Here is a 15384-nt window from a genome sequence, read left to right on the forward strand (position 1 = left end):
GGTGGGCATTTTCTGCCTGTTTCGAGTGCGTCAAATCACATTCAGGCAAAGTAAGGTCTGAAAAACAAGGGATTAAAAGCTGGCATTACCTTTGCATTAACAGATTAACCATTTCTGACGATGCGCCAACGGCGGTGCATGCGTCTTCGGGATAAAGGCGTCCAGCGGTGCTTCAGCACCGTCGGACGCTTTTTTTTTTGCTTTTTTTCAGGAGCGATTATGGCGGATTTGTCGAGACGGCGGTTATTGCAGGCCAGCCTACTGGCGAGTGGCGCGATGCTGTTGCCGGGTGTCATGCAGGCCGCGTGGGCGGCGGGGTCAGATAAGCCAGAGCAGGATACCGTGCGTATTGGGTTTATTCCCCTGACCGACTGCGCGCCAGTGGTTATCGCGGCCCTGAAGGGGTTCGATAAAAAGCATGGCATTACTATTGTGCCGACCAAAGAGGCGAGCTGGGCGGCGGTGCGCGACAAGCTGGTGGCGGGCGAACTGGACGCCGCGCACATTCTGTACGGCCTGCTGTACGGGCTGGAGCTGGGGATCGCGGGCAAGCCACAGCAGATGGCGAACCTGATGACCCTCAATCAGAACGGTCAGGCCATCACGCTTTCAGGCGATCTGGCGGAGAAGGGCGTTCGTGACCTCGACGGGCTGAAAAAACTGATCGGGCAGCAGGCGCCGGGAACCTACACCTTCGCGCATACCTTCCCGACGGGGACCCACGCCATGTGGCTCTACTACTGGCTGGCCAGCGCGGGCATCAATCCCTTTGACGACGTCCGCACCGTGGTGGTGCCGCCACCGCAGATGGTAATGAACATGCGCATCGGCAACATGTTCGGGTTTTGCGTCGGCGAGCCGTGGAACGCGCGGGCGATTAACGACCGCATCGGCTTTACCGCCGCCACGTCGCAGTCCATCTGGGCCGATCACCCGGAAAAAATCCTCGGCACCCGCCGCGACTGGGTGGAGAAAAATCCGCATACCGCGCGGGCGCTGGTGAGCGCCGTAATGGAAGCCGCGCGCTGGATCGACGCGTCGGCGGAAAACAAACGTGAAACCGCGCAAATCCTCTCTCGCCGCGCCTGGCTGAACTGCAAAGAACAGTACCTCACCGGACGCATGCTCGGCGAGTACGACAACGGCCTGGGCCAGCGCTGGCAGGATGCGCACCCGATCCGCTGCTTCAACGAGGGGGCCGTGAGCTACCCGTACCTCTCTGACGGGATGTGGTTCTTAACCCAGTTCCGCCGCTGGGGCTTGCTTAACGCCGCGCCGGACTACGCGGGCATCGCACAGCGCATTAACCAGACCGCGGTCTGGCAGGATGCCGCTACCGCCGTGGGCGGCATGTCCACGCCGTCATCACCGTATCGCAGCAGCACCCTGATGGACGGCACCGTCTGGAACGGCACCGATCCTGAAGGATACGCCAACCGCTTCGCCATTCACCGTAAAGGGGTCTGATTATGCCGCATCTGCAAAACAGGAAACCACAAGAGACGTCAGAGAGCGGGGAAGTGATTGTCCTGCCTCCGTTACAGGTTCGCCGCCGCACGCCCGCCTTTGCGCGCCGGATGAACGATTTTTTACAGCGCGTCATCCCGGCGCTGCTCGGCCTCGGGCTGCTGGTGATGCTCTGGCAGCTGGCAGCGATAAGCAGTAAAGGCTTTCCGACGCCGCTCAGCACGCTTGATTCGGCCATAACCCTGTTCGCCGATCCGTTTTATCGTGACGGGCCAAACGATATGGGCATCGGCTGGAACGTGCTTGCGTCGTTGCAGCGCGTCGCCATCGGTTTTGGCCTGGCGGCACTGGCGGGCATCCCGCTGGGCTTTTTGATTGGCCGCTTCACCTTTTTCTCACGCATGTTTAACCCGCTGATCGCGCTCCTGCGCCCGGTCAGCCCGCTGGCCTGGCTGCCCATCGGCCTGCTGCTGTTCCAGAAGGCGGAGCCGGCATCGAGCTGGACCATTTTTATCTGCTCCATCTGGCCAATGGTCATAAACACCGCCGAAGGGGTGCGCCGCATTCCGCAGGACTACCTGAACGTGGCCCGCGTGCTGCAACTCTCCGAGTGGACCATCATGCGCCGCATTCTTTTTCCTGCCGTGCTGCCTGCGGTGCTGACCGGGGTACGCCTCTCCATCGGCATTGCCTGGCTGGTGATTGTCGCCGCCGAGATGCTCACCGGGGGCCTGGGCATTGGCTTCTGGATCTGGAACGAGTGGAACAACCTCAACGTAGAAAACATTCTCATCGCCATCGTCATTATTGGCGTGGTCGGGTTGCTGCTGGAGCAAGGGCTGATGCTGATCGCCCGTCGCTTTAGCTGGCAGGAAAAATAAGGAGCAAAGATGAAACCGTTAATTCAGGTCCAGGCCGTGAGCCAGCGTTTTTCCACTGCCAGCGGCGAGTTTCTGGCGCTACAAAACGTCTCTTTCGATATTCACGAGGGCGAAACCGTCAGTCTGATTGGTCACTCCGGCTGCGGCAAGTCGACGCTGTTAAACCTGATCGCCGGGATCGCGCTGCCTACGGAAGGCGGACTGATTTGCGACAACCGCGAAATCGCCGGGCCGGGGCCAGAGCGCGCGGTGGTGTTCCAGAACCATTCGCTGCTGCCGTGGTTAACCTGCTTCGACAACGTGGCGCTGGCGGTGGATCAGGTCTTCCGTCACGCCATGAGCAAGGCCGAGCGCAAAGAGTGGATTGAGCACAACCTCGACCGCGTGCAGATGGGCCATGCGCTGCATAAGCGCCCCGGGGAGATCTCCGGCGGCATGAAGCAGCGCGTGGGGATTGCCCGGGCGCTGGCGATGAAACCCAAAGTGCTGCTGATGGATGAGCCGTTTGGCGCGCTGGATGCCCTGACGCGAGCCCATTTGCAGGACTCGGTGATGCAGATCCAGCAGGCACTGAACACCACCATTGTGCTCATCACCCACGACGTGGACGAGGCGGTGCTGCTCTCTGACCGGGTGCTGATGATGACCAACGGCCCGGCGGCCACCGTGGGCGAGATCCTGCGCGTCGATTTGCCGCGCCCACGCAACCGGGTGCAGCTGGCGGACGACGGTCGCTATCACCACATGCGCCAGCAAATCCTCCATTTCCTCTACGAAAAACAGCCGAAAGCGGCGTAACGAGGAGGCACGATGCGACTGGTCATTATCGGTAATGGTATGGCGGCAACCCGGCTGATTGCCTCGCTGACCGAGCGTGCTCCCGGTCGCGTTGCGATTACGGTAATCGGTGACGAGCCGCAGCACGCCTATAACCGCATCCAGCTTTCACCGGTTCTCGGCGGAGAAAAGCAGGCGGAGCACCTCTGTCTGCACGATGAAGGCTGGTATACGGCACGTGGCGTGATGGTGTTGCGAGGAGAAACGGCGCTCGGCGTTGACCTGAACGCGCATGAAGTGCGTACCACCGCCCGCACGCTGAGCTGGGATGCGCTGGTGTTTGCCACCGGGTCGACACCCGTTGTGCCGCCGATCCCCGGCGGCGACGCGCCGCACGTGTTTACCTTTCGCACCCTGGCAGAAACCTGTGCCATTCAGAAGATCTCCGGACCGGCAGTCGTGCTGGGCGGCGGGGTGCTCGGCGTAGAGGCGGCGGCAGCGCTGGCCCGTTCAGGTGACAACGTCACGCTCGTGCATCGCGGCCCGTGGCTGATGGAGCAGCAGCTTGACCAGCAGGCGGGCGTGCTGCTGGAAGAGGCGCTGGCGGAGCGGGGCGTGCGCTGTGAGCTCGCCTCCGGCATCGCGGCTATCAACGCGAATAGCGTGACGCTGCTCAGCGGACGCCGCGTCGACGCCGCGCGCGTGGTGCTGGCGACTGGCGTGCAGCCCAACGTTGCGCTGGCGCGGGCCAACGGCATTCGCTGCGTGCGCGGCATTGTGGTGGATCAGCAGATGCAAACCTCCGTGCCGAATATCTACGCCATTGGCGAGTGCTGCGAAATTGACGGCCAGACGTTTGGCCTGGTCGCCCCCTGTCTGGTGCAGGCGGACATCCTCGCCGCGCGCCTCGCCGGTGACGTAACCGCGCCCTTTACCCTGACTGACAACGGCGTGCGCCTAAAGGTGACCGGCGTGGAGCTGTTTAGCCTCGGTCGCGCCACGGTGCGGGCGGACGATGTGGTCTGGAGCTCATGGGATCCGCTGACCCGCCACTATCGTCGTTTACTGATCCATCGCGGGGCGCTGGCTGGCGTGCTGCTGATGGGCGACTGCCGCAGCGCGGCGACTTTTACCGATTTACTGGCAACGGCTGCGCCCGCACACGCGGACTGGCTGTTCGATCGTTTCACAACGCAACCGCAGGTTGCAGGACAGAACGCTATGACAAAACCTACTCTGGTGGTGGTTGGGCACGGTATGGTCGGCCATCATTTCCTCGAAGACTGCGTTAACCGCAATCTGCATCAGCAGTATCAGATCGTTGTCTTTGGCGAAGAGCGCTATGCCGCCTACGACCGCGTGCATCTGTCGGAGTATTTTGGCGGACGCAGCGCGGACTCGCTCTCGCTGGTGGAGGGGGATTTCTTTGCCGACAACGGCATTGAGCTGCGCCTGTCGCAGCAGATCGTCGCTGTCGATCGTGAAGCGCACGTGGTGCGTACCGCCAGCGGCCATGAGACCCACTGGGACAAGCTGGTGCTGGCCACAGGCTCGTACCCATTCGTGCCGCCGGTACCGGGCAACGATCTGCCGGGGTGTTTTGTCTACCGCACCCTTGACGACCTTGACCATATCGCGGCCCACGCGGCGGGCTCGCGCCGCGGCGTGGTGATTGGCGGCGGCCTGCTCGGGCTGGAGGCGGCAAATGCACTCAAACAGCTTGGGCTGGAAACCCACGTGGTGGAGTTCGCGCCGAATCTGATGGCGGTGCAGCTCGACAGTGACGGCGCGGCGATGCTGCGCAGGAAAATCGAGGCGCTGGGCGTTGGCGTTCACACCAGTAAAGCCACCACGGAAATTGCTTCGACGGCCGACGGGCTGGTGCTGCGCTTCGCCGACGATGAACAGCTTGATGCGGACATGGTGGTCTTCTCTGCCGGCATTCGTCCGCAGGACGCGCTGGCGCGCAGCAGCGGGCTGGCTATCGGTGAGCGCGGCGGGATCTGCATTGACGACGCCTGCCGGACCTCCGATCCGAACGTGTTTGCCATCGGTGAATGCGCGCTGTGGGAGGGAAAAATCTTTGGTCTGGTGGCCCCGGGCTACCAGATGGCGCGCGTGGCCGCCGCCGTGCTGGCGGGTGAGGAGAAGTGCTTCACCGGCGCGGATATGAGCACTAAGCTCAAGCTGCTCGGCGTGGACGTGGCGTCGTTTGGGGATGCCCACGGGCGCACGCCGGGGGCGCTAAGCTACCAGTGGACGCATGGGCCACAGCAAATCTACAAAAAAATCGTGGTCAGCCACGACAGCAAAACCCTGCTAGGTGGCGTGCTGGTGGGCGATGCCAGCGAATACGCCACGCTGGTGCAGATGATGCTCAACGGCATCAGTCTGCCAAAAGAGCCAGAAACGCTGATCTTACCGGCTTCGTCAGGCAGCGCGCCGAAAGCGCTGGGCGTGGCGGCGCTGCCGGATAGCGCGCAGATCTGTTCGTGTCATAACGTCAGCAAAGGCGATATTTGTCACGCGGTGAGCGCGGGGGCAACGGATCTCGGCGCTATTAAGCAGTGCACCAGAGCGGCGACCGGCTGCGGTGGCTGTAGCGCGCTGGTGAAGCAGGTGATGGAGTTCCAGCTTGCGGAGCAGGGCGTGGAGGTGAAAAAGGACATCTGCGAACACTTCCCGTACTCGCGCCAGGAGATTTACCACCTGGTACGCGTCAACCATATCCGAACCTTCGACCAGCTTATCAGCCGCTACGGTCAGGGGCACGGGTGCGAGATCTGTAAGCCGCTGGTGGGGTCCGTGCTGGCCTCCTGCTGGAACGAGTATCTGCTCAAACCAGCGCACCTGCCGTTGCAGGATACCAACGACCGATACTTCGCCAATATCCAGAAGGACGGAACGTACTCCATCGTGCCGCGCATGCCTGCGGGTGAAGTGACCGCCGACGGGCTGATCGCCATAGGCCAGATTGCGAAACGCTATAGCCTTTACAGCAAAATCACCGGTGGGCAGCGTATCGACCTGTTTGGCGCCACGCTCGAACAGTTGCCGGAGATCTGGCAGGCGCTGGTCGGGGCAGGGTTTGAAACCGGGCACGCCTATGGAAAATCCCTGCGCACGGTGAAATCCTGCGTCGGATCGACCTGGTGCCGCTACGGCGTTCAGGACTCAACCGGCCTCGCGGTCAGGCTGGAGCACCGCTACAAGGGGCTGCGCGCGCCGCACAAAATTAAAATGGCGGTTTCCGGCTGTACCCGCGAGTGCGCAGAGGCGCAGAGCAAGGACGTGGGGGTGATTGCCACGGATAAAGGCTGGAACCTTTACCTGTGCGGCAACGGCGGGATGAAGCCGCGCCACGCGGATCTCTTCGCCAGCGATCTGGACGACGAAACGCTGATCCGCACCGTCGACCGCTTCCTGATGTTCTACATTCGCACGGCAGATCGCCTGCAACGCACCAGTACCTGGATGGACAACCTGGAAGGCGGCCTCGACTATCTGCGTGAGGTGATCCTGAACGATAGCCTCGGGATCGCCCACGAGCTGGAGCAGGAGATGGCCCGGGTGGTTGAGACGTACCAGTGTGAGTGGCAAACCACCCTTAACGATCCTGACCGCCTGGCGCTGTTCCGCACCGCGGTGAACCTCCCTGTCGAGGAGGAAAGCAAGCGCTGGCAGGAAATTTGCGGCATCGACGATATACCGGAGCAGGCGGGCATCGGCGCGCATCTTGGGCGCAAACCGATCGCGCTGTTCCGCTTTGGTCAAACCGTTTATGCCCTCGACGATCGGGAGCCGGGCAGCCGCGCGAACGTGCTTTCGCGCGGCATCCTCGGCGATGCGGCGGGCGAGCCGGTCGTTGTCTCTCCGCTATACAAGCAGCGCATTCGCCTGCGCGACGGCTGTCAGGTGGAGAGCGGCGAACCCGCGGTGCGCGCCTGGCCGGTAAAAATTGAAAATGGCAAGGTGTGGGTTGGCAACGAAGAGCTGGTGATGCGTGCGGAGGCCTCATGACGGAAACCCGGACAACGTGCCCTTACTGCGGCGTGGGCTGCGGGGTGGTCGCCAGCGTAGAGGGCGAAAAGGTAAGCATCCGGGGAGATGAAACCCATCCTGCGAATTTTGGGCGACTGTGCGTGAAGGGGTCGGCCCTCGGGGAAACGACGGGGTTGCAGGGACGCCTGCTGCGCCCGATGGTCGACGGCCTGGAGGTCGACTGGCCCGAGGCGCTGGGCGAAGCGGGCGAGCGGCTGCGGAACATCATCAACGAATGGGGCCCGCAGGCGGTAGCGTTTTACGCCTCCGGCCAGCTGTTGACCGAGGATTACTATGCCGCCAACAAGCTGATGAAAGGATTTATCGGAGCGGCGAACATTGATACCAACTCGCGGCTGTGTATGTCCTCGGCGGTGGTGGGCTACAAACGCGCTTTCGGTGAAGACGTGGTTCCGTGCAGCTACGAAGATGTGGAAAACAGCGATCTGGTGGTGCTGGTCGGGTCCAACGCGGCCTGGACGCATCCGGTGCTGTATCAGCGTCTGGTGCAGGCAAAACACAACAATCCGCAGATGAAAGTGGTAGCGATCGATCCGCGCAAAACCGCCACCTGCGATGTCGCAGACCTGCATCTGGCGCTGAAACCCGGCAGCGACGCCGGGCTGTTTGTGGGATTGCTCAATCTGATTCAGGGGAACGGCGAGTGGACTATTCCTCGCGTGGCGGCGTTTTGCGACCTGTCGCCAGAGGAGATTGGCACCTTCTACGACTGGTTTGTCACCGCGCCCCGCGCGATCACGCTCTACACCATGGGGATCAACCAGTCCTCCAGCGGCAGCGACAAGTGTAATGCCATCATTAACGTGCATCTTTCCAGCGGGAAGTTCAACCGTCCGGGCTGCGGCCCGTTTTCGCTGACCGGACAGCCAAACGCCATGGGGGGGCGGGAAGTGGGCGGGCTGGCGAATCAGCTGGCGGCACACATGAATTTTGAGCCTGACGATCTCGCGCGCGTGGCCCGCTTCTGGGGCACCGAGCGGCTGGCGCAGACCCCCGGCCTGATGGCGGTAGAACTGTTTGACGCCATTGCCCGCGGCGAGGTGAAAGCAGTGTGGATCATGGGCACCAACCCCGCCGTGTCGCTGCCGGACAGCCACGCGGTGTGCCAGGCGCTGGCGGCCTGTCCGCTGGTGATTGTTTCTGAAGTGATGCAGGAGACGGACACCAGCCGGTTTGCCCATATCCGTTTTCCCGCCCTGGGGTGGGGCGAGAAAAACGGCACGGTGACGAACTCTGAACGCCGTATTTCCCGCCAGCGCGCCTTTCTGCCTGCGCCCGGCGAGGCCAAACCGGACTGGTGGATCGTCGCCCGGATCGCAGAGCAGCTCGGCTATGGCGAGGCCTTCGCCTGGGAACATCCTCAGGAGATCTTTTGTGAACACGCAGCGCTGACGGCGTATGAAAATAACGGCGAACGGGCCCTGAACCTGCACGAGCTGGCGTCGTTGACGCGGGAGGCGTGGGACGATCTGGCGCCGTACCAGTGGCGCGCCGGTGATTTCCCGCAAAGAACGGTTGTTCCGGTTGAGCCCTCAACGCATGGGGCCTGCGTCAACGAACTGTACCCGTTAATACTGAACAGCGGGCGCATCCGCGATCAGTGGCACACCATGACGCGCACGGGGTATGTTCCGCGCCTGATGCAGCATATCGACGAGCCATTTGTTGAGATAAGCGCAGCCGATGCGGCTCGCGCGGCCCTGACGGACGCTCAGCTGGCGCGGATAAGCTCCCCGCGCGGAGTGATGGTTGCCAGAGTCCGTATTTCCCCCGCACAGCGTGCAGGCGAGCTGTTTGCGCCAATGCACTGGAACGCGCAGTTTGCCCGGCAGGGGAAGGTCAATGCGCTGGTAGAGGGACGGGTTGATGCCTGTTCCGGCCAGCCTGAGAGTAAACAAACGGCGGTAAGGATCATGCCCTGGCTCCCCGCCTGGCAGGGAGAACTGTATGCCCACGAGCTGCCGGCACTGCCGTCGTCAGTCTGCTGGTGGCGTAAAGCCTCACGTCTGACGGTAGCGGGTGATCGGCCTCTGCTGTTGTGGATTATGGCGTATGCCAGCGTCCGGGGCTGGCAGCTACAGGTGGCTCAGACGGGGGAACGCAGTAGCGTACTGGCCTGGCATCTTGGCGAGCTAATGCTTGGCTTCTGGGAGGGCCATACGCTGCCGGCGCTGGCGCATGCGTTTATTGAAGAAGCTTTTAATTCTGCGCCCGTACAAATCGCTGAACGCCATGCGCTGCTGCACGGACAACGGCCGGGTGAAGGTACCGATCCCGGACGAATTATCTGTAGCTGCTTTAGCGTGGGTGAAAACACGATACGCCAGGCGATAGCCGGAGGCTGTGATTCTGCGTCAGCGCTGGGTGTGAAGCTGCGCTGCGGGACTAACTGCGGCTCCTGCGTGCCGGAGCTAAAAGGGCTGTTAGGATAATGGTGTCGGGTACGCCTTACCCGACAAATCTTTTCAGGATATTCCTGAAATTTCTGTTAAGACTGGTTTTCAGGGCTTATGGCGTTAACATATAAGTGTTTGTTCAAAAACACAGGTTCTTATTGACGACGTTGAAGGCTGTATCGTCCCGCATCCGTTTTTTGCTGTTACTCCCCCTTATTTCGGCTGGAGCCGTTCACGGTGCGCCGAAATCCTTCGTGCAGCAGGCACAAAACCCGTTTGATAACAATGGCGATAGTCTGCCGGATCTGGGTATGGCGCAACCAACGAGCGAGGGCGAAAAGCACCTGGCTGAAATGGCAAAAGCCTTTGGGGAAGCCAGCATGACCGATAACGGCCTGACCGCCGGGCAGCAGGCGCGAGAGTTCGCGTTTGGCAAGGTGCGGGATGCCGTGAGCGGGGAAGTTAACGAGCAGATTGAATCCTGGCTTTCGCCCTGGGGGAATGCCAGCGTCAACGTGCTGGTGGATGACGAAGGGAACTTCAACGGCAGCAGCGGCAGCTGGTTTATCCCCTGGAACGATAACAGCCGTTATCTGAGCTGGAGCCAGCTGGGCCTGACGCAGCAGACGGATGGGCTGGTGAGCAACGTAGGGATTGGTCAGCGCTGGGTGGCCGGAAAGTGGCTGCTTGGCTACAACACCTTTTACGACAACCTGCTTGAAGACAACCTGCAACGCGCCGGATTGGGCGCAGAGGCGTGGGGAGAAAATCTGCGCCTGTCGGCCAATTACTACCAGCCGTTTGCCGGCTGGCAGCCGGGTTCCGACATTCGGGAGCAGCGCATGGCGCGCGGGTACGACGTAACGGCCAAAGCCTGGCTACCCTGGTTTCATCATCTGAACACCAGCGTCAGCGTTGAACAGTATTTCGGCGATAACGTCGATCTGTTTAACAGCGGTACGGGGTATCACAACCCGGTCGCGGTCAATCTGGGGCTGAACTATACCCCCGTTCCACTGGTCACCCTGACGGCTGCCCATAAGCAGGGGGAGAGCGGGGTTAGCCAGAATAACCTCGGGCTGAAGCTCAACTATCGGTTTGGCGTGCCGCTGGCGAAACAGCTTTCCGCCGGGGAAGTGGCGGCGACGCGCTCGCTGCGGGGAAGCCGCTATGATTCACCTGAGCGCGACAATCTGCCCGTCATGGAGTTTCGTCAGCGAAAAACCCTCTCGGTCTACCTGGCTACGCCGCCGTGGGATCTTAAGCCGGGCGAAACCGTCATGCTGAAGCTGCAAATTCGCAGCACCCACGGTATCCGTCAGATCCACTGGCTGGGTGATACCCAGGCGCTCAGCCTTACCTCACCGGCAAACAGCAACAGCAGCGATGGCTGGAGCGTGATTATGCCCGCCTGGAACGACGCGGAAGGGGCGAAAAACGAATGGCGGCTTGCGGCCGTGGTGGAAGATAAGGATGGGCAGCGTGTCTCCTCCAATGAGATCACGCTTTCCGTGGTGCAACCGCTCGTCGCAATGCCTGACGACGATCCACGGTGGAAGTTGCTGCCGGACGAATAGGTTAAAAAATGCGTTCCTGATGCACCCAGACGGCAGCTTCGACGCGGGATTTTAGCTTCATTTTCTTCAGCATGTGTTTGACATGCACCTTGACCGTACTTTCAGTGATGTCCAGACGGCGGGCGATCATTTTGTTAGGCAGTCCCTGCGCAATCAGCTTCAGAATGTCACGCTCGCGCGGGGTCAGCTGGCTGACGTCACGATCGGACGTAGCGCGGTTCGCACGCAGGCTGGCGGCCAGCACCGGCGTTAACGCTTCGCTCAGCACCATCTCGCCTGCGGCAGCCTGTTGCAGCGCCTTGAGCAGATCTTCCGGCTCCATATCCTTCAACAGATAGCCGTCTGCCCCCCGCTTGAGGGCGGTAACCACGTCTTCCTCGTGGTTGGAGACGCTGAAGACGACCACCCGGCCAGAAAGGGATTTCTCCCGCAGCTTGTCGAGGGTTTCCAGGCCATTCATGCCCGGCATGTTGAGATCGAGCAAGATCAAATCAGGATCGAGCGATTCGGCAAGTTCAATCCCCTGTTCACCGTTGCTGGCTTCACCGACGACGGTGATATCCGGCGCCATACTGACAAGCTGTTTAACGCCAGTGCGCAGCATCGGGTGATCGTCAATCAACAGGATCGATGCCGGTTCCTGATTAGTCATGGTTTTCTCCTTGAGCAGTTATAAGGGACTTTTCGGGTATAAAGGTGACCACGACTTCGGTGCCACCTGACTCTCCCCGGCGAACCTGGCAATCACCGCGCAGGCTTTGCGCGCGGTCTCGCATGATAATTAAACCATAATGGTTCGTTCGTTCGGCATTTTCCGGCACGCCGCGACCGTTATCCTGAACCTTGAGCTTCACCTGATTATCCTGGCAGCTGACGGTGACCGTAACGGTCGTTGCCTCGGCATGCTTGAGTACGTTGCTCAGGGCTTCACGGGCAATTTGCAGCACATGGATCGCCTGGTGAGAGGGGACAAAACGCGGCGGCAGCTGGTAATCCAGCTTCACCGGGAAGCCCAGCCGGGCACTAAATTCCTGGCAACTGGATTCCAGCGCCGGGCGCAGCCCAGGCTCGGTGAGCTGCAAACGGAAGGTGGTCAGCAGCTCGCGAAGCTGAACCCATGAGGTGTTAAGCTCGTTGCGGATCTGGCTGAGCAGCTGTTTGTTGCTTTCGGGCATGCCTTCGTCCTGCATTTGCAGGCAACTCACCTGCATTTTCATGCAGGAGAGGGACTGGGCGATAGAGTCGTGCAGCTCGCGGGCGATGGTGGCGCGCTCCTCCATAACAATCAGCTGCTGCTGTTTTTCCTGGTGACGATCGAGCGCGAGGGTGGCCGTGAGCTGCTCAACCAGGGTATCCACAAGCTGCTGCTGGTCGTGGCTGAGGTGACGCCCGGCTGGCAGGGTTGCCAGCAGAATGCCGTACTGGGTATGGCTGTCCATCAGCCGCCACTTGAGGGTCGTGCCGCTGGTGGTCAGCGGAGGCAAGCCGCGCGGGCACAAATGACACCCTTTATCGTCGCAGGAGATGTCCGACTGACAGGTAAATTCCTGGTGGTTTTCTTCGTCTTCAATGTCGTAAACCCGTAGCTCAAGATCGCGGAGCAGGGTCAGGTTTTGCAGGCCGTTCAGTACCGGCGAGAGACGCTCGCAAAGCGGTACCTGCATATGCAGGCGACGGTTCGCCTGCCAAAGGAAAGAGAGGATCTCGTTTTTCTGCTCAAGCCCGGCGGTTTTCTCCTGAACGCGTTTTTCCAGTACCGCGTAGCTTTCCGAAAGTTCAGCCGACATGGTATTGAGCGCCTCGCCGAGCATCGCCATTTCGTTGCGCCCGCTGATGTGCGTGCGTTGGGTAAAATCGCGCTGGGTGACGGCGCGGGCCATCGCCAGAAGCTGTTTCCAGGGGTTCAGCAGCCGCGCGCGCAGCCAGATAACCGTGAAAATCAGTAGCAAACCCATAAACAACGCCATCGCGCGATGAACCATCACCACACGGTCAATGCGTAACTCTGTCGTGCGATCGAAGGAGCTGACAAGATGGTCGATGCGTGACACAAACCCGGCGACATCCTGCGCGACCGTTTCCCGATTTTCCGCCCGCTTTAGCCCAGGCGCCAGCTGGGTGTGCCAGTAGCCCTGAAGCGCCTTAAGCTGAGATTGTTGGCCGTCACGAATAGCGGCTCTTTCCAGTTCAGGGCTGAATGCGGTACGCTCCATTTCGTCGATAAGCGGCTGGTCAGCCTGCGTCAGCGGAACCGACGCCAGAAGCCGGTAACTCTGCATGCGTAGCGAGCCTGCCTCGTTGATGGCATGCGCATTACCCTGTACACCCTGTACCAGCCAGGCAGAAATAGCCATGCCGGTCACACCGATAGCGGTGGACAGCAGAACGATAAGCGCCAGCTGGTTAACCAGCGTCAGCGGAGATAAACATCTTTTTAACATAGAGTTGACGGGCTCCTGACGTGACCTGCTTGCAGGAATGGCGCTATTCTGGTGCATACCCCGGAGTATACCCATACCAATAAAGGATTACCTCTAAATTGCCGGAGGGGTAACGGTTAGTGGGTGGACGAAGCAGGGATGCGTCAGCACTGTGAAAAACCACACCTTTTTTACGTTTTGCATCTACTCATTAAGAGTGATGGCTTTTTTTTCACCGCGAAACCTCCCACTTTTCCTTTGATTTATATCAACTTACCGCCGCCCTAAAGCCCTAATGTTTGCAGCATCATTCGAGAATCAGAGGTGTCTATGAGTCACTCTTCCGCTCCCGAAAGGGAAACTGGTGCCGTAATTACAGACTGGCGTCCAGAGGATCCGGCGTTCTGGCAACAGCGCGGCCACCGTGTAGCAAGTCGTAATCTGTGGATTTCCGTTCCATGTCTGTTACTGGCGTTTTGCGTCTGGATGTTGTTCAGTGCGGTTGCGGTTAACCTGCCTAAAGTGGGCTTTACCTTTACCACCGATCAGCTGTTTATGCTGACCGCGTTGCCGTCGCTTTCAGGTGCGCTGCTGCGCGTGCCTTACGCATTTATGGTGCCTGTCTTCGGCGGTCGTCGCTGGACGGCTTTCAGTACCGGGATCATGATCGTTCCGTGCGTGTGGCTCGGTTTTGCGGTGCAGGATACCTCCACGCCGTTTAGCGTGTTCGTGATTATCTCTCTGCTGTGCGGTTTTGCGGGTGCGAACTTTGCGTCCAGCATGGCGAACATCAGCTTCTTCTTCCCGAAAGCGAAGCAGGGCGGTGCGCTGGGCATTAACGGCGGTCTGGGTAACATGGGCGTGAGCGTGATGCAACTGCTTGCGCCGCTGGCGATCTCCGTCTCCATCTTTGCCGCCTTTGGTGGCGGTGGCGTGACGCAGCCTGACGGTTCAATGCTGTTCCTGCAAAACGCAGCCTGGATCTGGGTACCGTTCCTGGTGGTCTTCACCCTGGCGGCGTGGTTCTTCATGAACGATCTGTCGGCGTCCAAAGCTTCCCTGAGCGAGCAGCTGCCGGTGCTGAAACGCGGCCACCTGTGGGTGATGGCGCTGCTGTATCTGGCAACCTTCGGCTCGTTCATCGGCTTCTCCGCAGGCTTTGCGATGCTGTCGAAAACCCAGTTCCCGGACGTGCAGATCCTTCAGTTTGCCTTCTTCGGTCCGTTTATTGGCGCGCTGGCACGTTCGCTGGGCGGGATGATCTCCGACCGCCTGGGCGGGACCCGCGTTACGCTGGTGAACTTTGTTGTGATGGCTATCTTCTGCGCGCTGCTGTTCCTGACGCTGCCTGTTGATGGTCAGGGCGGTAACTTCTTTGCCTTCTTCGGTGTCTTCATGGTGCTGTTCCTGACGGCCGGGCTGGGCAGTGCGTCTACCTTCCAGATGATCTCTGTCATCTTCCGCAAGCTGACCATGGACCGCGTGAAGGCGCAGGGTGGGAGCGACGAGCAGGCGATGCGTGAAGCCGCTACCGATACCGCTGCGGCACTTGGATTTATCTCTGCAATTGGCGCGATTGGTGGCTTCTTTATTCCAAAAGCGTTCGGTATCTCACTGGATCTGACCGGCTCTCCGGCAGGTGCGATGAAAGTCTTCCTCGTCTTCTATATCGCCTGCGTGGCCATCACGTGGCTGGTATACGGCCGTAATACCAAGAAAAACAAGTAAGCTTGATTATCCGTTTGCGCGGCCTCAGTGCCGCGCTTTTTTTCATGCTTCCTTAGTTACAACATACTAAAGGTTT

General features: G+C 60.2%; 9 protein-coding genes. 7 read left to right on the forward strand and 2 right to left on the reverse strand.

Going from position 1 to position 15384, the window contains the following annotated elements; all coding sequences use genetic code 11:
• The first annotated feature begins 219 nt into the window (after positions 1-219).
• The 6 genes from A3466_RS21260 to A3466_RS21285 all read left to right on the forward strand — a co-directional run bounded on the left by A3466_RS21260 (position 220) and on the right by A3466_RS21285 (position 11160).
• Entirely contained in the window at positions 220-1467 is a 1248-nt protein-coding gene (locus A3466_RS21260) for a CmpA/NrtA family ABC transporter substrate-binding protein (protein ID WP_082830962.1), read from the forward strand.
• 2 nt (positions 1468-1469) lie between these two features.
• On the forward strand, positions 1470-2348 hold the full coding sequence (gene ntrB / locus A3466_RS21265) for a nitrate ABC transporter permease (RefSeq protein WP_063452231.1): 879 nt from the start codon (positions 1470-1472) through the stop codon (positions 2346-2348).
• A 9-nt stretch (positions 2349-2357) separates the two neighbouring features.
• Positions 2358-3146: an ABC transporter ATP-binding protein gene (locus A3466_RS21270; protein WP_063452232.1), complete on the forward strand. Its 789-nt coding sequence runs from the start codon at positions 2358-2360 to the stop codon at positions 3144-3146.
• A gap of 12 nt (positions 3147-3158) precedes the next feature.
• On the forward strand, positions 3159-7145 hold the full coding sequence (gene nirB / locus A3466_RS21275; RefSeq protein ID WP_074161114.1) for a nitrite reductase large subunit NirB: 3987 nt from the start codon (positions 3159-3161) through the stop codon (positions 7143-7145).
• Positions 7142-9619, forward strand: coding sequence for a nitrate reductase (locus A3466_RS21280; protein WP_063452233.1), 2478 nt, complete (start codon positions 7142-7144; stop codon positions 9617-9619). Before nirB ends, A3466_RS21280 begins: the two co-directional genes overlap by 4 nt.
• Positions 9620-9741: 122 nt before the next feature.
• Positions 9742-11160 carry a YchO/YchP family invasin gene (locus A3466_RS21285; RefSeq protein WP_063452234.1) on the forward strand — a complete coding sequence of 473 codons (1419 nt, stop codon included), beginning with the start codon at positions 9742-9744 and terminating at the stop codon, positions 11158-11160.
• A gap of 1 nt (position 11161) precedes the next feature.
• On the opposite strand, the gene narL is transcribed toward A3466_RS21285, so the two are convergent.
• Together narL and narX are read right to left on the reverse strand one after the other, a co-directional pair.
• A complete protein-coding gene (narL, locus tag A3466_RS21290; protein WP_003856701.1) occupies positions 11162-11812 on the reverse strand; it encodes a two-component system response regulator NarL in 651 nt (216 codons plus the stop codon).
• A complete protein-coding gene (gene narX / locus A3466_RS21295) occupies positions 11805-13601 on the reverse strand; it encodes a nitrate/nitrite two-component system sensor histidine kinase NarX (RefSeq protein ID WP_063452235.1) in 1797 nt (598 codons plus the stop codon). The genes narL and narX overlap by 8 nt, the downstream gene beginning before the upstream one ends.
• A gap of 309 nt (positions 13602-13910) precedes the next feature.
• Here narX and A3466_RS21300 point away from each other — a divergent pair, with 309 nt between their 5' ends.
• Positions 13911-15308, forward strand: coding sequence for a NarK family nitrate/nitrite MFS transporter (locus tag A3466_RS21300; protein ID WP_063452236.1), 1398 nt, complete (start codon positions 13911-13913; stop codon positions 15306-15308).
• Positions 15309-15384 lie beyond the last annotated feature (76 nt).

It is taken from the genome of Enterobacter genomosp. S, from assembly GCF_001631805.1.
Taxonomy (GTDB): Bacteria; Pseudomonadota; Gammaproteobacteria; order Enterobacterales; family Enterobacteriaceae; genus Enterobacter; species Enterobacter quasihormaechei.